At 50.7% G+C, this 23,257-nt stretch carries 20 protein-coding genes; 5 read left to right on the plus strand and 15 right to left on the minus strand.

The window, feature by feature from the left end; translation table 11 throughout:
• Genes Mpt1_RS06305 through Mpt1_RS06315 form a run of 3 tightly spaced genes read right to left on the minus strand, consistent with a single transcriptional unit; the run spans nucleotide 1 to nucleotide 3,677 of the window.
• Nucleotides 1-1,506, minus strand: coding sequence for an AMP phosphorylase (locus tag Mpt1_RS06305; protein WP_048113194.1), 1,506 nt, complete (start codon nucleotides 1,504-1,506; stop codon nucleotides 1-3).
• A complete protein-coding gene (locus Mpt1_RS06310; protein ID WP_048113196.1) occupies nucleotides 1,503-2,744 on the minus strand; it encodes a RuBisCO large subunit C-terminal-like domain-containing protein in 1,242 nt (413 codons plus the stop codon). The genes Mpt1_RS06305 and Mpt1_RS06310 overlap by 4 nt, the downstream gene beginning before the upstream one ends.
• Nucleotides 2,745-2,753: 9 nt before the next feature.
• Complete coding sequence (locus Mpt1_RS06315; RefSeq protein ID WP_082007275.1) at nucleotides 2,754-3,677, minus strand: ribose 1,5-bisphosphate isomerase; 924 nt, start codon at nucleotides 3,675-3,677, stop codon at nucleotides 2,754-2,756.
• A 120-nt stretch (nucleotides 3,678-3,797) separates the two neighbouring features.
• On the opposite strand from Mpt1_RS06315, the gene Mpt1_RS06320 reads away from it, so the two are divergent.
• Nucleotides 3,798-5,303: a hypothetical protein gene (locus tag Mpt1_RS06320; RefSeq protein ID WP_048113198.1), complete on the plus strand. Its 1,506-nt coding sequence runs from the start codon at nucleotides 3,798-3,800 to the stop codon at nucleotides 5,301-5,303.
• Here the strand turns inward: Mpt1_RS06320 and Mpt1_RS06325 are convergent.
• The 10 genes from Mpt1_RS06325 to Mpt1_RS07355 all read right to left on the minus strand — a co-directional run bounded on the left by Mpt1_RS06325 (nucleotide 5,300) and on the right by Mpt1_RS07355 (nucleotide 15,073).
• A complete protein-coding gene (locus Mpt1_RS06325; protein ID WP_052399324.1) occupies nucleotides 5,300-6,322 on the minus strand; it encodes a class I SAM-dependent methyltransferase in 1,023 nt (340 codons plus the stop codon). The two genes, Mpt1_RS06320 and Mpt1_RS06325, sit on opposite strands and share 4 nt — an antisense overlap.
• On the minus strand, nucleotides 6,319-7,476 hold the full coding sequence (locus tag Mpt1_RS06330; RefSeq protein ID WP_048113200.1) for a geranylgeranyl reductase family protein: 1,158 nt from the start codon (nucleotides 7,474-7,476) through the stop codon (nucleotides 6,319-6,321). The genes Mpt1_RS06325 and Mpt1_RS06330 overlap by 4 nt, the downstream gene beginning before the upstream one ends.
• Nucleotides 7,473-8,120, minus strand: coding sequence for a fructose-6-phosphate aldolase (gene fsa / locus Mpt1_RS06335; protein ID WP_048113202.1), 648 nt, complete (start codon nucleotides 8,118-8,120; stop codon nucleotides 7,473-7,475). The genes Mpt1_RS06330 and fsa overlap by 4 nt, the downstream gene beginning before the upstream one ends.
• Entirely contained in the window at nucleotides 8,117-9,073 is a 957-nt protein-coding gene (locus Mpt1_RS06340; RefSeq protein ID WP_048113997.1) for a transketolase family protein, read from the minus strand. Before Mpt1_RS06340 ends, fsa begins: the two co-directional genes overlap by 4 nt.
• Nucleotides 9,070-9,894 (minus strand): transketolase, encoded by an 825-nt coding sequence (locus Mpt1_RS06345; RefSeq protein ID WP_048113204.1) that lies wholly within the window; start codon nucleotides 9,892-9,894, stop codon nucleotides 9,070-9,072. Before Mpt1_RS06345 ends, Mpt1_RS06340 begins: the two co-directional genes overlap by 4 nt.
• 12 nt (nucleotides 9,895-9,906) lie before the next feature.
• Nucleotides 9,907-10,647: a proliferating cell nuclear antigen (pcna) gene (gene pcn, locus Mpt1_RS06350; protein ID WP_048113999.1), complete on the minus strand. Its 741-nt coding sequence runs from the start codon at nucleotides 10,645-10,647 to the stop codon at nucleotides 9,907-9,909.
• Between the two features lie 26 nt (nucleotides 10,648-10,673).
• Nucleotides 10,674-11,006, minus strand: a complete 333-nt coding sequence (locus Mpt1_RS06355) for a transcription factor S (RefSeq protein ID WP_048113206.1) — start codon at nucleotides 11,004-11,006, stop codon at nucleotides 10,674-10,676.
• A 33-nt stretch (nucleotides 11,007-11,039) separates the two neighbouring features.
• Nucleotides 11,040-11,822: a hypothetical protein gene (locus tag Mpt1_RS07350; RefSeq protein WP_052399325.1), complete on the minus strand. Its 783-nt coding sequence runs from the start codon at nucleotides 11,820-11,822 to the stop codon at nucleotides 11,040-11,042.
• A 108-nt stretch (nucleotides 11,823-11,930) separates the two neighbouring features.
• Nucleotides 11,931-13,454: a WG repeat-containing protein gene (locus Mpt1_RS06365; protein WP_048113210.1), complete on the minus strand. Its 1,524-nt coding sequence runs from the start codon at nucleotides 13,452-13,454 to the stop codon at nucleotides 11,931-11,933.
• Nucleotides 13,455-13,666: 212 nt separating this feature from the next.
• Nucleotides 13,667-15,073, minus strand: coding sequence for a hypothetical protein (locus Mpt1_RS07355; RefSeq protein ID WP_148305854.1), 1,407 nt, complete (start codon nucleotides 15,071-15,073; stop codon nucleotides 13,667-13,669).
• Between the two features lie 248 nt (nucleotides 15,074-15,321).
• Between Mpt1_RS07355 and Mpt1_RS06375 the strand changes: the two genes are divergently transcribed.
• The 4 genes from Mpt1_RS06375 (at nucleotide 15,322) to Mpt1_RS06390 (ending at nucleotide 20,488) form a co-directional block, all read left to right on the plus strand.
• The gene (locus Mpt1_RS06375) at nucleotides 15,322-16,551 is read left to right on the plus strand and encodes an MBL fold metallo-hydrolase (RefSeq protein WP_048114005.1); all 1,230 of its coding nucleotides are present in this window, start codon (nucleotides 15,322-15,324) and stop codon (nucleotides 16,549-16,551) included.
• Nucleotides 16,544-17,362 carry a carboxylating nicotinate-nucleotide diphosphorylase gene (nadC, locus tag Mpt1_RS06380; protein WP_048113211.1) on the plus strand — a complete coding sequence of 273 codons (819 nt, stop codon included), beginning with the start codon at nucleotides 16,544-16,546 and terminating at the stop codon, nucleotides 17,360-17,362. The genes Mpt1_RS06375 and nadC overlap by 8 nt, the downstream gene beginning before the upstream one ends.
• A 327-nt stretch (nucleotides 17,363-17,689) precedes the next feature.
• A complete protein-coding gene (locus Mpt1_RS06385; protein WP_048113212.1) occupies nucleotides 17,690-20,158 on the plus strand; it encodes a hypothetical protein in 2,469 nt (822 codons plus the stop codon).
• Nucleotides 20,159-20,293: 135 nt separating this feature from the next.
• Nucleotides 20,294-20,488 carry a hypothetical protein gene (locus Mpt1_RS06390; protein WP_048113213.1) on the plus strand — a complete coding sequence of 65 codons (195 nt, stop codon included), beginning with the start codon at nucleotides 20,294-20,296 and terminating at the stop codon, nucleotides 20,486-20,488.
• On the opposite strand, the gene purH is transcribed toward Mpt1_RS06390, so the two are convergent.
• Together purH and Mpt1_RS06400 are read right to left on the minus strand one after the other, a co-directional pair.
• Nucleotides 20,489-22,039: a bifunctional phosphoribosylaminoimidazolecarboxamide formyltransferase/IMP cyclohydrolase gene (gene purH / locus Mpt1_RS06395; protein WP_082007277.1), complete on the minus strand. Its 1,551-nt coding sequence runs from the start codon at nucleotides 22,037-22,039 to the stop codon at nucleotides 20,489-20,491.
• A 417-nt stretch (nucleotides 22,040-22,456) separates the two neighbouring features.
• Nucleotides 22,457-23,089: a DUF4272 domain-containing protein gene (locus tag Mpt1_RS06400; protein ID WP_052399327.1), complete on the minus strand. Its 633-nt coding sequence runs from the start codon at nucleotides 23,087-23,089 to the stop codon at nucleotides 22,457-22,459.
• Between the last annotated feature and the right edge of the window lie 168 nt (nucleotides 23,090-23,257).

Below are 23,257 nucleotides of genomic sequence, written 5' to 3' on the forward strand. Positions count from 1 at the left end.
TTACCTTGTCCTCGGAGGAGCTATCTTCTTCAGAAGCATTCCTTCGATATCGAACGGTTTGTACTTGGTCGCCAACTCCTTGGCCCTGTCTACCTTCGCTTTGCTGTCCCCGTATATCTGGAACAGTAACTCTCCCCTCTCCACCCTCTGGCCTTTCTTCTTCATTATGAGCAGGCCGGCGCCTTTGTCGGACGGGGAACCCGCTGCGATCGCTATAGATACCAGATCTTTGTTGGAGATCGAGTGGACATATCCGGCAGACGGAGATATCACGTCCTCTACGAACTCTCCGGGGACCAGGTCTTCGGACCTGATGTCGTAGTTCCCGTTCTGCGCGGCAACTATCTCTCTGAACTTCTTCATCGCGGCACCTGAATCCAATATCTCTCTTGCTTTCTCGGAGCCGTTGGCGAATCCGCCCATTTCCAAAATCATCCCCGCAAGGTCGCAGGCCTTCTCGATAACACTGGAAGGATGTTTTTGTCCTTCCAGTATGCGTATGCACTCTCTGGCCTCGAGTTTCGGGCCTATCGCGCTTCCGACCGGCTGATCGGCATAGGTTATCGCGCATTCGATATGTATGTTCAGTTTCTCTCCGAGGTCCATGAAATCCCTGGCGTATGCTTTTGCCACTTCTATCGTCGGGACCTTGGTACCCGCACCTGTGGGGATATCCATGACCAGATGCGTCGCACCGATCGCCAGTTTCTTACTGATTATGGATGCGAGCATCTGCGCACGCGGGTTGATCCCGAGCGGATGTTCCACCTTTATCACCATGTCATCCACCGGCGCGAGGTTCATAGAACCTCCCCATGCGAATACCCCGCCGACCTTTTCCGATATTCTTTTCAGATTCGCGGCATCCAGTTCGATATCGCAGAAGGTCTCTACGAAATCTGATGTCCCGCAGGCGCTGCTTATCGCTCTGGACGACGTTTTCGGAAGCATCAGCCCCGCAGCGGCAACGATGGATACCACTATGGGAGTTATTTTGTTGCCTGGAACTCCTCCCATGCTGTGGAAATCATACACCGGAGTGCGGTCGAATTCGACTTTATCGCCGGTGTCGGCCATCGCCCGGGCGAACGCCGCTATCTCTTCTATATCCATGCCGTTTATGTACAATGCGGTCAGCCAGGCCGATATCTCGATCTTGGAGAGCCTGTTCTCAAGGATATCCACCACTATATCGTGGATCTCTTCCTTGGTGAGTTTCTTGTTATCCATCTTCTTCCGGATGCTTCTGACGGACTCCGGTCCGCTGGCATAAATGATGCGGAGATCGTCGCCGTCCGAAGCGACTATTTTGCTCTGAAGGTTCGCGGAAAGTATCGCCTCTCCGGGTTCGGCAAAGTCGGAGACGTTCAGAAGCGCGATCGCCGATCTCTTTCCGTCTATTTTCACACGGTCGTTGTCCTTGCCGCCGATCTGAGCGGCATCTCCCGGGTTTATCAGTATCAACGGTTCTGTGCTTATATCCAGGAACCTTGCCTTGAGATTCATTTTACTCCCCATAGGTCAAGCGCTGTCTGCAGCTCCGGGTGGGTCTTCGCATATGTGGCGACGTCTATGCCCTTGAATGCGGCATCCACTGCCTGGCACATACCCATGGCACCCATCTTTACCCCTCCGGGATGCCCAGCCACTCCCCCGCCGGCCTGTACCTGTACATTGAACCCGGAGGCTTTGATCATTGTGCCGATCATCCCTGGATATACTCCGCCGGAACAGATCGGCATCATCGTCTTGTATCTTTTGTCCTTTCTCAGGCATTCGTCCAGGCATTCGCGGTCGCCCTCCAATGTGCCTGCCATCTTACCTACTCCGAATGTCCCTATATGGGTGGCATCCCCTCCGCACATCCTTACCAATTTTGTGATCGGAAGCATGGATATGCCATGAAGGGGGTCTCTCGAGAAAGCACCGTGCATTGTGCGGTGAATGTGGATCGGGACCTTGATCTTGGGGTTCTCCGCAACGGCTTTGACGGCTTCGAACCCTGTTGTGACAACATCTATCATAAGTATCGTCGCACCCCACGACTGAGCGTCCTCGGCCAGCTCCACTATCTTGTCCCCTCTCGTACTGATGTTTATGGAGTGGATCATCTTGTGGCCTTCCTCTTTCAGTATATCAAGCTTTTCTGCGATCAGTTTCGTCCTCGTCTCTATCGGACAGAACTTCTGGTCCACAAGGGTCTCGTCGTCTTTGCTGTTGGTCAGCCCTCCGGTCCCCCCTTCATAGATGTATTTTGCGGTGTCTTTCGGGGAAAGACCGATCTTCGGCTTCACAATCGTTCCGACAAGGGGCTTCTCCGGGCGGGCCACAAGCTTCCTGATGCCGTCGGCCCCGAATTTCGGTCCCTTGAATTTTTTCAGTATTCCGGATGGGAATTCCACATCCTCCAGCCTTACTTTTTGCAGAGCCTCCAGGCCGAAGAGGTTCCCCGAGATGATGCTGAGTGCCTGCGGGATCCCACCCAACTCTATATCGAAATCCTCTTCCGGGAATGCTACCGTCACCATGTTGCCGGTAATGTCTATTACCTTCCCGCTGCACATTTTGAATTCCTTATCGTGCAGTGTTGTTATCCCCGTCCATGTTCCTGTGGACTGCTCCGCGGCAATCGCATTGGCCGCTTCTTCTATCGGCAGATCGGTCGTCACACGATATTTGCAGACGACGTGCGCGTCAAGGTCGATCTTCTCCCCCAAATGCAGATATGAATATGTTTTAACCATTTTTATCCCTCATTTAAATATGTCATTCCCAAGTTGTTTTACCATAACATCATAGACGGATCCTGGAGATATGACTCCGAGTTCCGTTATGTATGCATCGATATATTTTGCCGGAGTTGTGTCAAATACAGGGTTGTAGATCTTTACTCCCTTCGATATCTCGTCCGCTTTTACTACCTCTCCGCAGTCCCTTTCCTCTATCTCCACCATGTCCCCGAATATTGTCATGGGAGAGAACTTGTACGTCTCGGTGCAGACGCTGAATGGAACGCGTGCCTCGTTCGCGGCAAGTGCCAGCTGCGATGTTCCGACCTTATTTATCAGCGCACCGTTCGATGTGACCGTGTCTGCGCCGACGAACACTTTGTCTATATCCTTCATCACAGCACGGACGGCGCTGTCGATGATAAGTGTGACATCGACCCCTGCGTCGGAAAGCTCTTTGACCGTTAACAATCCCTGCCTCCACGGACGGGATTCCGTGGCATACACTTTTATGTCCTTGCCTTGCAAATGGGCCTCCTTTATGATGCCCAATGCAGCACTGCTGTTGCAGTGTGTGAGAAGCGTGTCTCCTTTCTCTACCCTCTTTGCACCGATCTTGGCGATTGTCTCCACTGCGCTCGACGACATCTTGACAAAAGATGCTGCGTTGCGCACGACCGATGCTTTTGCTTCGCCGAGCGATGCGGCGCTGCCGACGTCCTTGACACTTGCCTGCACCCCATTCCATAAAGAAACGGCTGTCGGCCTGGAGTCGAGAATGATCTTTTTTGCTTTGTCGATATCTTTTTTGAAGTCTTCAAGCGAACCGCCGTTGTAATCCTCGGCGAACTTCCCCATCGCAGATGCTCCCGCACGCGCTATCCTGCCGGCCCCTCTGATCTTCATTTCTTTTATGTCCGAGGCCGTTGCTTTGACTGTGTCTGTCACAAATCCAAGAGTGTTTTTTGAGATTTAATAAGTATCTACAATATTGTGCTGGGTATCGCTCAAAGGCAGAACATTGTTTTTTCATCACCTATTTAAGAATGAACATTATTGGGTAATGATATGGCAGAGAAGAAACGTCTTAGGATGAGAGGCGTCAAACAGGCACCGAAAAGACTCGAGAGCGAGATCCTTGAGCGTTCCAGAAAGATCGCCAACGACCCGGCTTTGCTCAGGCCGATGTGCGCCGGGAACTGCCGAAAGTGTCTTTTCGATAGGACCTTCAAGACTATAGACGATATTTCCAGATACAGAGGCGATGCTGAGACGCTTCTTAAATTCGCATCCAAGGGATCTGATGACATGGCCAAAGCATATGCCGGGACCATCTCCCTGAGTGCGGCGGGCAAGATACCTTTGCTTGCTACCGCCACGGTCGGAGGGGAAAAAGTATCGTTCGTTGTCAGGGGTTCGGTGGGCAACGATAAACTTATCGGATGCCAATACTACGACGATCCGAAGATAAGACTTCTTTATTACAATCAGTTCATAAAAAGAGAGAAACTTCATCTTTACTCTTTCCGCGACGGGTTGGTATGCGCCAACTTCCCGAACATGCCGGAAGATTACCTTTACGAAGCATTTTGGGAGACCCCCTATGAATTCAAGGATGACGGGCTGGACTGCGGACACAAAGACGCCCTGATACTCGACATTAAGATCAAATCTGCGAACGAACACATCAGGATCTGCGAGAACTGCGCAAAAGAGGTCTCCACCGTCCAATATCTGATATCCCAGATCTGTGCGGTCGAACCGCTGGATGACATCGAGATCAGCATTTTACATCCTTATCACTCCGCAAAAGAATCCGGCAGCGAGAAGGTCGAAGGGGATACTCTGAAAAAATACCTTCGCGGCGAGCTTAACGACAGAACATTGTTGAGCACGATAAAGAGAGAGAAATTAGGCAGCCTCAAGAAGGGCGGGAATTCCACATACGTCATAGGAACAGAGAACTACGGTTCCGATCTGGATGCTTTTGTCAACGCCCTTTCCGGGCCGCCGGAAGAGAAGGCCACGATCAAATCGTTCCTGACCGCAGTGCCTGAGTCCGTTGTCATAAGGAGCGGCAAGACCTCCGAGGTGCTTGTTCATCTTTGGGACGAGCACTGGAGAGATTTGGTAGTTCATCATACCTCAAAGTCTCACGCAGACAGGATAACCGAGAAGCCGAAGAACGCCCCGTCCCAGGTGCTTTGCGACACCCGCAAGACGTTCGTCTCCGCAGATGTTGTGGCAAGCCTTCCCGAATTCAAAAAACCGGGGCCGATGACGAAACTCGCAGACAATCTGGCGAAAGCGGCGAAGGTGGGAGGATGCGGGATGGTGAATACGGCATTTGCTTCCGAAACGATGAAAGGCTCAAACTACAGATCGGTCTCGGCTGCGTTCATACTTGCTGCGGACCCTGCAGCCAAACTGCCTCTGAACCTCACTCCGGATGAGAAAAGTTTTACGGACTTCCTTGTGCCGTTTGCAAAGGCCGTCATCGATGCTAACGGCGAGAAGTACCGTGATGCGATGAACACGCTGCTGACAGCCAGCAGCTCCGGAGAATCCGTTTAAAGTATCCTCACATCTGCAACGTAATGGGATACCGAGGGAGCAAATGATTTTACTTCTTTTATCCTCTCTATCTCGAACTTATCCCCGGCCGCCTTTGTGAATATCTCTTCTATCTTTTCTTTATATTCATTCACATAGAATGTATCATGATAATGGATCGTACCGCCGTGCTTGACGATCTCCAACGCTTTGGGAATGAAAGCGGAGGTTGTCTGCACATACCCCAAAAGAACTCTGTCCGCAAATCTTTTTCCGGGTATGTTCCTGTTGTCTCCCAGCATCGGTATGACCTTTTCGGAGACACCGTTCCGTTCTGCGTTCTTTACCAAATACAGATAAGAGTCCTTGTTCTTTTCACACGCGAACACTTTCCTCGCTCCGGTGAACTTAGCTATCGGGAGTGTGAAGTATCCTATCCCCGCAAACATATCGACGATCGTCTCATCTTTGCAGTCGAGCTCCCCCATACGGTGCCTCTCCTCCACATTCCCCGAAGCGAACATTATCTTACTGACATCGAACTCATAAAGAATGCCGTTCTCGAGTCTTACCGATTCGGTCCTGCTTCCATAGATAATTTCTGTGCTGGGTCTTCGCAATTCCCCTGCTATTCCGTTCAGATCTGCACATACGGTCCTTGCTCCGAGGATGTTCGCATATGCCTTTCCGATCCTTTCTTTGTATGGAAGGCACACATTATCCATCTTCAATATCACAACATCGCCGACATACTCCCATTTCATCGGCAAGGAAGATGTGACCTCTTTCGGAAGGTCGGAAAGCTCATTGAGAATGCGTTCCTGAGGCTTTCTTCTTTCCATTGTGTAAGCCGGCCCTTCCGTTATCTCATATCCCATTTTGGCGATCTCGTCCTCCATTCCGGGAGTAATGGGGACCAGTCTGCTGTCTCCGTCTTTGGATATCTTTGCCGAACGTTCGATAAGTCCCATCTCCATAAGGTACGGTATCACATCGGATGCCTCCGATGACATTATGCGGGCCTGCTTCATTATTCTCATAGCAGCCCCCGCATGATCATCGGGAGCAGCCTTATGCCGACCCCGGGATGTTTCAGCATAGGCCGCGCAACGCCGCTGGGGTTGTCAAGATCGATGCCGTTCAATATCGATCGGATATCTTCTCTGTCGATGATCCCGAACACCTTATCGAACTTCTCGTCGGATAAGCTGTTGTAGATCTTCCTTATCCTGTAACCGTTCGACAGTTCGCGGCCGAGCTCTTTTTTCCACTCTTTTTCGTATCCGGAAAGGAATTCCGACGATGTTCTGTCCTCGGCGATACTCTCTTTTGCGATCCTTCCCAGGATGGGCGCCGCTTTGCATATCGGCTGCAGGCCGCCGCCGGATACCGGTTTAACCTGTCCTGCGGCATCGCCTATAAGAAGCGTCCTTTCGCCGAATGATCTGGGTCTTCCGCCGAGAGGTATCTTTCCGGCATATTTTGATGTTATCTCATCGGTTCCGATGTTCAGTTCCTTCATCAGTTTTTTTAGGTACTCGATGGGTATGCCTTTTTCCGGATTGACGCACAGCCCTATTCTGGTCATATCTCCGAACGGTATCTCCCAGCTGAAAAACCCGGGTGCAAATTCGGAGCCTATCCTCAAGACCATGATGTCGTCGTATACAGATGTGTGTTTTACATCGACTTCGATCCCGCTGACATATTCTTTTGGCAGATTGTTGCCCAAGGACATCGCCACTGCCGAGCCTTGTCCGTCGGCACCTATTATCAGTTTCGAAATTATCTCTTTCCCGTCCGCTTCGATAAGGACGCCATCTTCGGTCGTCTTGTGCGCAGAGTACTTTGTTCCGTATCTGATCTCGGCGCCTTTATCCGATGCCTTGTCTGCCAGTTTTCTATCCAGATCGGTACGGTCGATCAGCAGCGCCTTTGTTTCTTTCGATCTCACTTCGATCCTTCCGCCGCCCGGAAAAACAACATCCGCGCCTTTGATCCTGTTCAATATCTCCGGGACGACCTCGCACATATCCAGAACGCCTTGCGTGACCAGACCCGCGCACTGCATAGGCAACCCCGACGATGAATGTTCCTCAAAAACGACCACCTCGTAATCCTCTGCCAAAATGCCGGCCGTTATCGTTCCGGCGGGTCCGCCGCCGATCACCGCGGCATCATATTTTCCGATCATTTCTTCTTGGACTTCTCATAGTCCTTGATGAAGTTCTGTATACCCTCGTCGGTTTTGGGGTGGGAGACCATCTGCAGCAGCACATTGTATGGAATGGTGGCAATATCGCAGCCGAGCGTCGCCGCTTCCAAGACGTGAATGGGCCCCCTGATGCTTGCCGCGATGACCTCTGCCCGGAACCCATAGTTGGAGAACACGGTAACGATCTGACCCAGCAGGTCCGTTCCGTACGCCCCTATATCATCCAGGCGTCCGACGAACGGTGAAACATACCTTGCCCCGGCCTTTGCCGCAAGCAAAGCCTGCTGAGCGGAGAAGATGAGCGTCATGTTGACGTCTATTCCCTCGCTTGACAGTACTTTTGTCGCCTTCAGGGAGTCGATGCACATCGGAAGTTTGACATTTATGTTGGGGTGGATCGCCGCAAGCTCTCTCCCTTCTTTGATCATGTCTTCCGCTTTGAGAGACATCGCTTCCGCAGATATCGGAACGTCCACGATCGCGGCTATCTCTTTCACTCTGGTGGGGGTGTCGGTGCCTTCCTTCGCTATTAAGCTCGGGTTGGTCGTCACGCCATCCAATATTCCCCAGCTGTTGATCTCTTTTATCATGTCAAGGTTTGCCGTGTCAATGAAAATCTTCATCCTATCAACTCCATCTTCTTTCCTAACGACCTCTTTGCCGCATCAGCGATATCTTTCGAGGTGAGCCCGTATTTGATGAGCAGCTGTTCGGCGGCACCCGATTCTCCGAATGTATCCTTTGTGCCTACCATTTCGAACGGTACCGGCATCTCTTTGGAAAGGAACTCTGCGACCGCCGACCCCATCCCTCCCATGACGCTGTGTTCTTCGGCGGTGATGGCGCACCCCGTCTTTCGCAGCGATGCCGCCAACGTGTCTTTGTCCAGCGGTTTTATCGTGGACATGTTTATGACCTCGGCGTCGATGAACTCCCCTTTTAGGATGTCCGACGCTTCCATGCAAAGCGCGACCATCTGCCCCGTGCCGATGAGAGTGACGTCGCTTCCCTCTCTGAGGACCGATGCTTTACCGATCTTGAACTCCGCACCTTCCTCGGTGATCGTGGGGAACTCTGCGCGGCCCATCCTCATATAGACCGGGCCTTCGAACTCTGCGATCGCCATTGTCGCGGCGTATGTCTCGTATGCATCCGCGGGCGATATGACCGTCATGTTTGGAAGTGCCCTCATTATCGCTATGTCTTCCAGTGCCTGGTGCGATGCTCCGTCCTCTCCCACGCTTATTCCGCAGTGTGTTGCGACGATCTTCACATTCAGTTTAGGATATGCGACTGCAAGCCTTATCTGCTCCCAGCATCTTCCGCTTGCGAACACTGCGAACGTTGATGCGAACACGGTCTTCCCGGAAGCTGCGAGCCCCGATGCCACGCCGATCATGTTCTGCTCTGCGATGCCCATTTCGATGAATCTTTCCGGCGCCACTTTCTTGAATTCTGATGTTTTCGTTGAATCCGCCAGGTCCGCATCGAGCACGACTACGTTTTGATCCTTTGCCGCAAGGTCGGCGAGTGCCTTACCGTAATAGTTCCTTTGAGCAAGCTTCTTTCCGGTCATATCCTGCACCCCAGCTCTTCTACCGCTATTTTCTGCTCGGATGCCTTGCATGACTTTCCGTGGAAGTCGCAGTTGTTCTCCATGAACGACACGCCCTTTCCTTTTATCGTGTTCATGATGACTACTGTCGGATTGGTCTCCGCCTGCCTTGCTTTGGCACACGCCTCCAATATCTGGATCATGCTGTGGCCGTTGATAATGATGACATTCCATCCGAACGCTTTCCACTTATCGACAAGCGGTTCCAAGGACATTGCGGCCTCTGTGCAGCCGGTTATTTGGAGACGGTTGCGATCCACGAATGCGATCAGATTGTTGAGATGATAGTGATGGGCGAACATCGCCGCCTCCCAATTCTGTCCGCTTTGAAGCTCTCCGTCTCCAAGCAAACAGAACACATTGTATGCTTTCTTGTCGAGTTTTCCGGCCAACGCGATGCCGCATGCCATACTGAGGCCCTGCCCCAGAGAACCTGTGGACATCTCCACTCCGGGGACCTTCCCTCTTACCGGGTGCCCCTGCAGAGGAGAGCCGAGTTTCCTTAATCTTAATAGTTCCTCTTTGGGGAAATAACCCGATTCGGCAAGCGCAGCGTACAATATGGGCGCAGCGTGGCCTTTTGAAAGTATGAATCTGTCCCTGTCCTCCCACTGCGGGTCCTGAGGGTCATGATTCATGACCCTGAAATAGAGGGCGGTCACCAAATCCGCTGCCGATAAAGAGCCTCCGGGATGTCCCGACCCCGCCGCTGAAGTAGCCTCTATTACATCCAGCCTAAGGATGTTCGCCTTCTTCTCCAGCTCCTCTATCGTATATACCATGACAATGAACCCTCAGTCGCTCTCGATCCTCGGTGCCAGGAAGTACACTACCTTGGCCTCGCCGTTGGCGAGCCCAAACACCAGTTTCACAGGATAATCGCTGTCCAGCTCGACCCTTACCTTCGTACCTGCGGGTATGGCCTTCAACAGGTTCGCGAAGTAATCCAGAGGGAACAGGCTGTGTACCGGCGACGGCACTTCTAAGCTCTCCAGGTCTGTTCCGATGGTGAGTTTCAAACTTGCATCGTCAGTGTCTCCTTCGCAGGACAGCTCGAAGAACTCCGGGTTAGCTCTGAGGGCGATGTGATCCGAGATCGATTCTGCCGCACGTATCCCTTTCTGCAATTGGTCGACCATCATGACCGCATTCGCCGAAAGCGAGAGTTGCGGCACTTTAGGATCGGTCATACTGGATGTATCAACAAGGTTCATCGACCTTGTTATGTTCCCTATCCTGAAAACGAACCTTCCTTTGTTCTCGTCCTGCTCCATGGCAATTATGTCACCCTGGCCGGCCAGTTTTAGGACCATTTTTACCTTGTCCAGATCCAATCCTATCTCTGTCTCGCTGGCCGAGTACGATTCGAAAGCCTTCGCTTTTACTTTGAGCTCGATCATAGCGACATGCGCCGGATCGACCGCTTTAAGCGTCATCCCCTCTTGATTAATCGTGAATTTTACCTCGTCTATGAGTGTCGAGATGATGTTGACCAGTCCCTTCAGGGTTTCCGATTTTATTTCCGCTTTGAACATTTGATCACCAACATTCATCCTGAGGCTCAGTACTCTCTCCACGAATAACTGCATTTACAGCAGCGGTATATTCTGGTCTCGGGCTCATCGGCCGCGCGTGTTTGTCTTATGACGAAATACGCTTCGCCGTTACTGCACTCGGGACAGGCGATCCTTGTTTTCGGGAGAGTCGCAACATTTTCCGTTATTACCGTCGTCTCCCGGTCCTCCGAGTCTGTGACGAAAACTTGGGCCTTTCCTTTGATCTCTTTTTTGTGACCGCAGGAACAGACATATACTCCGTCTTTCGGGAACATCATCGAACCGCATGTGGAACAGAACAAATCTTTACCTCTACTGTTAGGACAACATCTGACCATATTAAAATATTTTCAGCAGGCGCGGATGCGTGTTTATTTATCTTTTTTGAGAGATCTGTCGAGAATGTCGGCGAAGGGGCTCTTTGACTCTTTGCTCTGCGTGGAAGCGGTCTTTCCTGATACCGTGGTCGTGACCGTTTGTACCGTCGTTACCACCGGCCTTCCCTCTCTGGCTTTCCCCTTTTCCTCTTCCGGCTCCTTCCGGCTCGGATTTACCTCTTTGTTCTCGTTCGTCGTCATCCTCTGGGCGGTGATGCAGTCATCGAATGCTTTGAATCCCATTTCTTTATTGACGCTGTAAAGCCGCACCGACCTGGCGACCGGCCTTATCGTGCCTTCGGTCGCTCCGGTCGCGATCAGGAATGCCGCTTCCTTGCGGGCCTGTCTCGACAGGATCCCTCCCACTCCTCCGAACACGGTCACCACACCCAGGCCCATAAGGTCCAGATTTGATGTGCCGTCGACGAAGAATGTCTTGAGATACGAAGCGGTAGCGCCGACTATCCCGGTCAGAGATGCTGCGGCCTCATTCGCAGGAATTCCGGGGTACCCGCCGTGCCTGAGAACAAGCGAAGATAAACCCCATATAATAAGAAGCAGAAGTGCACCGGCTATCAGCGAGCAGATGAGTCCTTTCACCATTGATCCTGTCTTCCTTCCGCAGACATAACCGGCTACCGCCGGCCCGAACACCGGGATCCACCACAGCAACACTGAGATAACAAGACAAAAAACAAAGGCCATCCTTGTGCTGTAGACCTCGTTGTCTGTATCGAATATTTTCTTCAGACTGCGGCTGACCATACCTGAATCCATTTGCATCCCAGTTATGTCAATAGTATATACATTTAAAAACTTGCGCCGACCCCCAGACATAACAGCCTGAGCGGCCGCCTGTGTGAGAGTCTTTCTCCATGGAACACATTATCCTTTTTTTCTGAGCCGCAGGATCTGATACTGTCCATTCTGTTGCTGCACCCATGCTACATCATCTTTGAAGGACGTCGCCATTTTATAGACCGGATCCACGACGACCGCGCCACTCTCGTCCGCATAGCCATATAACTTATTTTTTCGATACCAGATACATACCAAACCGCACGACAACACCTTGCCGAGAGGGTCGTACCCCATCCCTTTAAGCTTTTCTGCAAGTTTCTTCATTTCTCCTTTATATTCACTCTCATCCGTTTTGACAGAGGAGGCGATGTATGCGGGAACACTCTCTTTTGGCATCACCGACAACACGTTTCCGTCTCTGTCGATCCACCGCGGCTGCCCGATGAAGTCGTGCCCCTTCAGGGCGTTCCGCATTGTTCCGGCGCTTCCCTGTACCGCAACTAATGCTCTCCCCTCTCTGAATGGCGTCAGCCTTGTGCTGAAATCCGTTCCGTGAAGAAACTCCGCAAATTCAAACCCGGTCGGTGCGTCGATCTCCGCGACCACGATAACATTGTTCCAATGCTCATCCATGTAGCCGACGACGAACCGACCCTGCCCCGCCCTCGGCAACGGTGAAGACTGCGTATAAGAAACGAACGAACGCAGTCCCTCGCTCTCTTCCCCGATAAAAAGATATTTGGCTTTGATGACCTCACCGTGTGAATAATACCCGGTTGCAGAGATGGAGTAGAACGTCTCTGTTCTGTTGTTCCATCTACTGTAATTATAGGTGACGCTGTGGGTAAAAACGTTCTCTCCGTACAGATCGATGCCGCTGAACCCATTTTCCTCATTGAGCACGATCCGATCGCTTGCATCGACCAGTCCCGCTTTCGTGTTTACATCAGGGTTTGCAATGGATGAGTACCGAAATTGGCCGTATGCACCGTCGCTCAACCAAGCAAATCTCGGTTTCACAACGATATTCCCGCTCAGATCCATTGCGCCGGCTTTTTTATCCTTAATAAATACAGCGTAGCCGTTCGAGAACGGCCGGATGCCATCGTATTCAAACCCGGATCTTAATGTTCCATGCATGTCCGCCAGCGCAAATTTATCCTTTTGGTCTTCTGATGATACTGAAACAAGGCCGTGTCCTAACCCTATTATTTTTGAAAAAATCTTACTTATGCGCTTTCCTTCCATATCATGCAGTGCCCATCCGTTATCGGCGGGAAGCAGCAGAACCCGCCCCTCCAGGCATTGGATGCCCATGTCTGATTTGAATATCAGGGACGTCAGCAGCCGCCCGTCTACACTCATAACCCCGAAACGCTGGCCTGACCGCTGGCGAAGTTTGCTCTCCATGTTTGATACCACAAAAACGCCCCCTATGTAGTCGATCGGCACGACATCGGCGGGGATCGGTATCGAGGATTCCACCGGGCTCTGTCGAATGCGGTCTGCGGAGGGCGTAATTGTCTTGCCTGCCTGAATACTGACTCCGCAAAACTGGCAAAATGCGCTTTCGTCCTGGATCTTTTTCCCGCATTTCGCGCAAAACATTTTTTTCTCACCCTCCTTTTGAACGTTGGCATCAGAGCCCTGACTGCATTGTCAGATTGTGTTTTTCTCTTTTTATATGTTACTCGGTCTGGAGGACATATGAGCAGTGATTTCTGAAGGCTTGTTTTCCATTCTACCAATTCACATTGTAATAACCGAAGCTCTGAAATTAAAAAGAAATTATGTTTGGGAAGAGGTTTGATTTACCGAGATCACTTCTTGGTTTTCTTCTTGGCAGCACGTTCTGCCTTGAGGTTGTCCTTGACAACCTTGTTTATCTCCTCGGCTTGTTCTTTGCCGTCGGTGATGTCCTTCTCGTAGAAGGTCATGACGATCCATCCCTCGGATTCGAGTTTTTCCCTCACTTCGGGGGTGACGGTTCCTTCCTTTTCAAAGAGATACACTGCGACCTTTGCCTTTACATATGCGATCGGGATCTGGAGTTCTCCGTACCCCAATCTGCATCTGAGACCTTTGTTCCAGGTAGCCCTTCTGAGTAATCCCGACGGAGTGGCCTCTTCCATTTCAAATGGTTCTTCGGCCTCCTCGGGCTCAGTCTTTTCCCCTACCGGCTCTGGTAGGGCGGGTATGGGTTCCGGCTCAGGTATGGGCTCGGGTATGGGCTCGGGTATGGGTTCCGGTTCAGGCTCGTAAATGACCTCTACCGCCTCGGCAACCTCGACCTCCTCAACTGACTCAGGTATGGGTTCCGGCTCAGGTATGGGCTCAGGTATGGGCTCAGCCTTCGCAGAGGCTGCCTGCTCCTCTTTTTTGCGTGCGTCCCTTGCCGCAGCCGCTTCTCTGGAACTCATTACCTTCAGCTTCGGAGGCTCTCCCTTTGACTCTGTCTTTGCCGGTTCCTTCTTCGGCTCAACTTTCTTTGGAGGCTCCTGCTTCTTGGGCTCAGGTTTCTTGGGTTCCTGCTTCTTCGGAGGCTCCTGCTTCTTGGGCTCAGGTTTCTTGGGTTCCGGCTTCTTTGCCGGGTACGGCCTGGGTGCAGGTGCGTTCTTCTTTTTCGGTTCGGGCTCTTTAGCATTAGATCTCTTGCCTTTCTTTTGGGGATCTTCCACTACAGGGGCGAACTTCATCAGGGCCACAAGCAATACCCAGATGATCACAAATAAGATGAATGCGAATCCGAGGATATAGTTATCGTTGTTCAACTGACTGAGCATGCCTGTAAGCAGCATTATCAGCATCAGGATCAGGGAGAATACCATGATCAGTTTCTGATCAGCTATCCAGTTATAGAACACATCAGATAATGCTGCCAGCACGATCACTACAATGAACAGATAGACTGTCCAATCATCCCCTTCCATCGCCCCATAGACCGCAAGCACAATGCCTGCAAGAGCGATCAGTATACCGCGGACTGTTCCTATGAATATTTTCAATTCCGGTTTCCAAAATGCTATCAGTACCCCGAATACTGCTCCGAGTATACCGGCTATGATACATCCGTACTTATAGATCCCTTCCGTGAAGAGATCGCTCACAGGGTGATTTCCCACGCCCCCGACAGAGAACATCGCCACAATAAGCGTTATTGCAAACACTATGACGGCAGCTAGTCCCACCGCGCCAATTACTTTATCGTTATTCAAAGCTGTTGCCATGCCCACATAACCAGCATTCACATTTTAGTAGTTTCGCATTGACACCGCCCGAAAACTGATATTTTTCCGCTATACCCACATATTAGGAAACTAAATATACGGTTAGTAATTATCTAATACCATTCAAAAAGCCGTTGCGTGAACGGCCTCACTGCTCACAGTCAAAGAGTGCCCGGGCGGCACTCTTTTCACAAAAGTCCTTTCAAAAAAGGCACAAAAACAACAAAGGAGAAAGATCAGACATGATAATGAAATTTAGATTTCTCGGTGGAGCGGACACGGTCGGCCGTATGGGGATGACAATAGTAGGTGACAAGAAGACTATGCTTGTAGAGTATGGTATGGCTCCGACCAAGCCTCCGGAATATCCTATCACAGCGCCGAGGATAGACCACCTTTTCCTGACGCACTGCCACCTTGACCACTGCGGAATGGTCCCGGCTGTCGTGGGAAGGGATGGATGCGAGGTATTCACGACACCCATTTCCGCCGAGATCTCGGAGATCATGCTGTACGACAGCCTAAAGATCGCCGCGGCGGAGGGGTACAACGAGCCTTACACTTCTGGGGACATAGAGAAGACCATGGACCTTGTCGTGCCGTTCAATTTCAAAGACACAATAGAACTTGGGAAGCTTGATGTCACGCTGCATTCCGCGGGCCACATTCCCGGCGCAACGATGTTCGAGTTCAAATGCGACGAAAGCACCCTCTACACCGGCGATCTGCACACGGATAATCAAAAACTCGTTCTCGGCGCGAGACCGGTGAAATGTAAGAACCTCATTATCGAGGGAACATACGGAGGAAGGAACCACCCTTCAAGAGAGAAGACCATTGAAGAATTCCTGTCAAAGGTCGATGAGGTCATCGACAGGGGCGGAAAGGTAATAATACCGTGCTTCGCAGTAGGAAGGACTCAGGAAATCATGTTGGTACTCAAGAACCTTGATTATGATATGTGGGTGGACGGGATGGGGAGGTCCGTCACCAACCTGTTCCTGAACTATCCGGAATATCTCAGGGATGCCCGCTCTCTTCGTGCGGCCAAGAAGACATTCAGAGAGGTCAAGAACGCAAGCATGAGAAAACATGCCGGAAGGGGGCAGATAATCGTCACCACCGGAGGTATGCTCGACGGCGGCCCCGTGCTTGAGTATCTGAGGGCTCTCAAGGACGACCCAAAGAATGCTATAATCCTGGTCGGATATCAGGCAGAGGACACGAACGGAAGACTTCTGATGGAAACAAAGAGCATAGTCATCGACGGAGAGATGGTAAAAGTAGAATGCGAGGTCTTGAAATACGACTTTTCGGCGCATGCCGGACATGACGAGATAGTGCAGTTCGCCAAAAAATGCAATCCCGAGAACATCGTCCTGATGCATTCTGAAACAAGAGAACTCTTCCTTGACGATCTAAAAGACTACAACGTTATTCTTCCCGAACTCGGAAAGGAATTCGAGCTGGATGTCTGAGATGGATCTGAGACCGTTCCTGGATGAGGACGTCGGATCCGGTGACATCACTACGGAGATGTTTGTCCCAGATATCCTAGGAAAGGCTGTGATCATGTGCGAGGAGGACGCTGTAATAGCGGGGCTGGAAGAAGCCGCAGAAATATTCAGGCTTCTCGGCGCAGACTCGGAACAGCTTGTCGTTGACGGGGAAAGAGTTCGAAAAGATACCGATGTCATGATCGTTGAGGGCCCTCTGCGCAGTATACTGACCGGGGAGAGGGTCGCTCTGAACTTCCTCATGAGGATGAGCGGCATTGCCACCGAAACAAATTCGATCATGACGAAAGTGAGGGAGAGGGACAAGCACCTGATGATCGCCGGTACACGGAAGACCACGCCAGGATTCAGAGCCTTTGAAAAAAAAGCCATCGCTCTTGGAGGGGGATGGCCTCACAGGAACGGACTCTACGACATGATCCTCATCAAAGACAACCACATACTTGCCTGCGGCGGCGTTTCGAAAGCGATGGAACGCACCAGTAATGTGCCCGATGGGATCAAAGTGGAGATAGAAGTAACGAACATCACTGACGGGATCGTAGCGGCAAAGATGGGGGCTGACATCATCATGGCCGACCACATGTCACCTTCGGAGACCAAAGAACTGATGAAAAAAACAAAGCTCATCCACAAAGACATATTGATCGAGGCCTCGGGCAACATCACCAAGGACAATGTTATGGATTTTGCCGGCTGCGCCGATATTGTCTCTCTGGGCTCGCTAACCCATTCTCCGAAAGCGGTACACTTCTCCCTCGATCTGAAATAAAGTGTTTATCCGCTTTCGTGTTGAAAGCATGATGTCGGGATACCTTTCCCGTAGGATGTTTAGAGAATGATATTTTGAATTCTGTAAGGATCTTTGCAATATTTTGAGCGCCCCGACCTGATGAAATGATGGGTGTGTTATGAGGCTTGGACACATGGCTCAATTTACATTTGTTTATTGTATAATATTAAAATATTACTATTTTGTTTGAGAAATTATTATATACTAATACACAACACAATGTTTGTAATATACAAAGTATTATAAATAAAACTCTACATCCAATACGAGCTTTGCGAAAAGGCAAAACCCACAGGGGGGTACAACATGAAGAAAAGAACAAAAAAAATCAATATGATGCTGCTGATCGCGGCATTGGCTGTTCTGTCGCTTACGGCGACGACAGCGTTAACAGGCACGCAGACAGCGACGGCTGCGGAAGGCATCACTTACTACGATGCGTACGGCAACTTGCAGACCGTTCCGGAAGGAAAGACCGTTACTGTATTGAACCAATCCTCCTTTGAAAAAATAGAGGATTCCTATTATATCTGGGATAAAGAAAATGAAGGTTGGTGGTTCTTGGTAGAAGACAAAATTGTGCTGGATGGTGAACTCATCCTCGCCGGTGATATAAATATCATCTTTTCAGACAACAGCAGGTTGCAGCCTCATAGAGGAACGACCATCACAAAGGGAAGCAATCTCGCACTGTATCCGCAATCGGCCGATGGAGGCGGGAGCCGTTTGACGAGTATGACGGGCACTCCTCTTACTATGAAAGAGGGGACATCGCTCATCAATGCCATCATCATTTCCGGCTCGGGCGGCTATAATGGCGCCATCAACTGTATCGGAAACATCTCCTACATTGTGAACGGCAAGAACGCCACTATTAGCGGCAATAACTCCGGAATAAAACTGAACAACAACGGAGAGATCCACAATTACGGAAACATCCACGGCCTTTACCTTATCAATAATAGCAGCGGCATTTGGTCGGAATCCGGCGGCACCATAATAAACTACAGCAGCGGCGTGATTTCCGGCCACACATACGGCGTATGTCTCAAAGCCGGAGGACAGCTTGATAACTACGGAACTATCCGGACATCTGCGGCTGAGGATAAATTCGGTCTCTATGGGGTATTCGTATACAATACCGGCAAAGTGATCAACTGGGAAAGCGGCCTGATCCAGAGCATCGGCGAGGGCGTCCGGTTCCACGAAGGAAGTAAATTAGATAACTACGGCACCATCGTGGGTGATAAACACTCTCTGTCTGCTTACAATGAAGATGGTTCCTTGACCCTTTTTAATACGGGTACCTTGGCCGGTGCAGTCGATCTTGGAAACGGTGCGCATTCGGTCACTTTCACAGTCGGCAGTGTGATCGATGGCGCCTTCGATATCGGAAATAATCAGAATTCCGCTCTGAATTTCGTCGGCGTTCTGGATGATCCGCTGACCGTAGCTACCATTAACGGCAAGGTCAATATCGGAAATGTCATGAATGATATCGGCGGTCTAGTGCTGCCTTCGGGTATGAAGCCGGGCGATAAGATCATCCTGATCGATGGATCGACCGTAGCAATAGACGGATCTCCCGCGAATGATACTTTCACAATGGACAAATATGATTTTGAACTGAAAGTAGAAGAGACTCAGCTGATAGCATTGCTGTCGAGTCTTGACCCAGATATCACAGACCCCGAGATAACGGATCCTGAAATCACCGACCCAGATATCACAGACCCCGAGATAACGGATCCTGAAATCACCGACCCAGATATCACAGACCCCGAGATAACGGATCCTGAAATCACCGACCCAGATATCACCGACCCAGATATCACAGACCCCGAGATAACGGATCCTGAAATCACAGATCCTGAGATAGTAAACCCTGAGAAGCCCGGCCCCGGGACTCCCATAAAGATTTATTATGTCACAGCAAACGCCGATCTGGGGGCGAAGATATCCCCGGCGGGGAAGACGTCGGCCGGAGCAGGAAGTAACCTGACATTCGCATTCTCCGCAGTTGATGGATACCTAATAAGCGCAGTTAGAGTGGATGGAACATACCTATCTCGTGCCGAGATAGATCATGGATACTATACATTCAGCAACCTGAACATGAACCATACGATAGAGGTCATCAGTGAAGCTCTGTCTATTTTCCTCACCATTAACGTGAACAGCGGGAAGGGTCATGCAGAATATAGTGTGAACGGCGGATCGTTCATGAAGTATTCCTCAGCTGTTGCACTCCCGCTGCATGCTGATATCACAGTCAGAGCGGTGGCCAATCGCGACTACCGTTTTGACAAATGGGAGACTCCTGCGGTGAAGACAGCGGCCGAGATCTCATTCGGAGACAACATGTCTTCATTGCACCTTGAGCTCTACTTCGCCGCCGACGGTTACAGTGTAAGCGGCAGCGGTGCAGACGGCAGTGACGAGAACAGGACCGGAGACGCTGTGAAGAACGATATTTTGTGGTTTGCCACATGGTTCATCCTGCTTCTGCTCGTGGTAGCCTTATTGATGCTTTTGTTCTTCTTCAGAAGAAATTATAACATCATCAAGGCAGACCTCACTGACTCGATAATCGGAAAGGACAGAGTTCGCCGGAAGCACGAGTATTCATTTACAATAAATGGAGGCCAGTCCGGGACCGTCTCATATCGCATTGGGAACAGCGGAGAGTGGAAGGACCTCTATCCTAATGCCGACGGAAAGTACGTCATACCAAAGGGTGAGATCATAAACGATGTAATGATCAGACACCGCTGATCCGACCGGGACAGATCCTTTACCGGCAGGATGCCGGAAACATTTTACATTCTTTTTTGACAGAGTCGCAAAGTTCCGACCGAATAAAGCTCTGCCGGAAGATAATTTTAATCTGAATAACGTAATTCGGAGACCATGGCAATAAACTTCAACGATTACAAATGCCAATTCTGCGGCAAGACCAGCACCAACTTCGCTTTTGCGGCGTTCGTATGCGATGACATAGAATGCATAGAGAAAGCCAGGGAGGAAAGGGGAGGCCCTGCCGGCCATATGAAAAGAAAGGCCGAGGGGAGACCGATCATCCCCGAGGACCTTAACAGGGACTGATCAGTGCCTGAATACCCTGCAGCCCGTGAACACCATCGCCATGTTGTGCTCGTTGGCCGCATCTATTACTTCCTGATCTCTGATGCTTCCGCCCGGTTGTATGATGGCTGTGACGCCGGCCTTGGCCGCCTCGTCCACGCCGTCCCTGAACGGGAAGAAGGCATCGGACGCCATTACCGAACCTTCCGTGGATTCGTTGGCCTTCATTGCCGCTATCTTTGCGGAATCCACACGGCTCATCTGCCCTGCACCGATGCCGACCGCCCTTTCTCCTTTGACGTACACGACGGCGTTGGATGTCACGTGTTTCGCTAATTTCCAAGCGAACAGCATAGCGTCGATCTCTTCCCTGGTGGGGCTGCGTTTCGTGACGACTTTCAAATTCTTCGGGTCTATGGCGACATCCTCGTCTGTCTGTACGAGCAGCCCGCCGTAGACCTTCTTCATCTTGTACTCTCTGTGCCTTTCGGACGGGGCTATCGGAGAGTTGGTCCTAAGCAGGCGGATGTTCTTCTTCTTTGAGAGAAGCTCGATCGTGCCTTCATCGTAATCGGGGCAGATCACACACTCGACGAAATACTGAGATATCATCTCTGCGGTCTTCATGTCGCAGTTGCGGTTGAGACAGATCACGCAGCCGAACGCAGATAAGGGATCGACATTGTATGCGGTCTTGAATGCTTCGAATATGGTATTTTCAGAAGCGAGACCGCAGGGGTTTGTGTGCTTCATCACGACGGCCGTGGGCTTCTCGAAATCCATTGCGATGTCGAGTGCTTTATCAAGATCCAGAATGTTGTTGAACGACAGCTCTTTGCCGTGCATGAACTCGGACTTCGCAACGGTGGTGCCTGTTGTGAACGGAGATCTGTAGAATGCCGCTTTCTGGTTGGGGTTCTCCCCGTAGCGAAGGTCCTCTACCTTTTCGGAAGGAACGGGGAACGACTTGGGGAATCCCTCTCCGAACTTGCCGAACATATACGATGCTATCATTGCATCGTACTCTGCGGTCGCAATGAACGCTTCCATCATAAGCTTCTCAAGGGTCTTTTCGGATACTTCGCCGCCGGAGTTGAGTTCATCGATTATTCTCTGATATTGATCGGGACTTGTGATGACGGCGACGGACTTGTAGTTCTTTGCGGCGGCCCTTATCATACTCGGACCTCCGATGTCTATGTTCTCAACAATGTCCTCGTACTTTACGCCGGGCTTCAGAACTGTTTCTTTGAACGGATAAAGGTTCACAACCACCATGTCGATGGGTTTTATTCCTTTTTCTTTAATGGCGGCCATATGCTCCGGGAGGTCCCTTCTCGCCAGGATCCCGCCGTGCAGTTTCGGATGGAGGGTCTTCACGCGGCCGTCCAGCATCTCGGGGAACCCCGTTACGTCCGACACTTCTTTGACTGAAATACCGTTTTCTTTCAGGAGTTTGAACGTTCCCCCCGTAGATATTATCTCGACGCCGTTCTTTGTAAGTTCCCTTGAGAAATCCAATATTCCGTTCTTATCAGAAACGCTGATAATCGCCCTTTTTATTTTTGCCAACTACAGTCCTCCTTTGAGAGGTACCTCGCGTTTCGTGGGTACATTTTGATAAGGCGCTTATGTTAGATAAAGACTACTTTTGGAAAATATGCCCATGAAAAAAATCTTTTGTTTTCATATCGAAATCATGAATGAAATATGCAAAAGCAATAATGAAAACACCGCAAACACCGCAATAAAATGTCCGCAAAGGCAGTAATGCACTTTTTGTACATACTGCATCATATGCCCGATAATCCTCAAAATGAAACGCTCAGCGTTCGAGAACACCACAACATACGTTGAACTGACAGAAAAAGGAAAAGCATTGGCTGTCCATCTTCAGGATGCTGAAAAAGTGCTTTCAGACGGCCCCTGATGCTCAAAAAAAGTTTTTTGATCGAAAATTCCGCCATTTATTTAGATTAACTCTCATCTTTAAATCTTTATATCGTCCCAGTCTGCATTCCCGTTCGCACCGATGAGCCAGTTGAGGGCATAGTGCCTTTCGCGTACCACATCGCAGTTCATACCCGCCGGGCTTCCGGTGCCTTTTGCCCTTGCATCCGCACAGGCTCGGTCGTACCGCATCGTCAGGTCGGCCGCCTGCAGCAATTCTTCTTTGGTCCGCGGCTTGGCATTCTGAACGATCTCGTCCACCCCGAGGTATTTCCATATTACCTTCCCCATGTTGAGAACATCGCACTTCTTTTCCGGATGGCTGAGCTCTTTCGCATATCCCAGCGCCCACATAAGAACATGGCAGCATTCGTATCTCCAGACGAATCTGGCATAATCTTCCTTTTCCGGCTCTTTTATCGCCACAAAAGCCGTTTCTTCGGGAGTCAGGTGGTCGCTGAGTTTTCCTTCCGCGATCTCGCTCATTGTGTCCAGATAATAATGCCCCTCCATCCAAGTGTCCCCGCCTGTGCGCACCTCGCTGTATACACTCACCGCATACATTGCCAGCAACCGAAGCGCGATGTCTCTCGGCGTTCGTATCGTAGCCTCGGATTCTGTTACTTCCGCACGGAGCTGCGGAGAGTGCGGGACCCCTTTCTCTTTCAGCATTGCGATCGACTATTCTCTGCGTGCGGCATCTGATGATGACTCGCCTGCTTTTTGTTCTTTCTTGTTGTTCGACATGTCACACACTCCCGTCGTTCATATTATCATGAACTCGGATAGTAATCTGCGTGCTGAGGATATATAACAACCCATAGTACTTCCGAAATTGCG

This window comes from Candidatus Methanoplasma termitum (assembly GCF_000800805.1).
GTDB lineage: Archaea > Thermoplasmatota > Thermoplasmata > Methanomassiliicoccales > Methanomethylophilaceae > Methanoplasma > Methanoplasma termitum.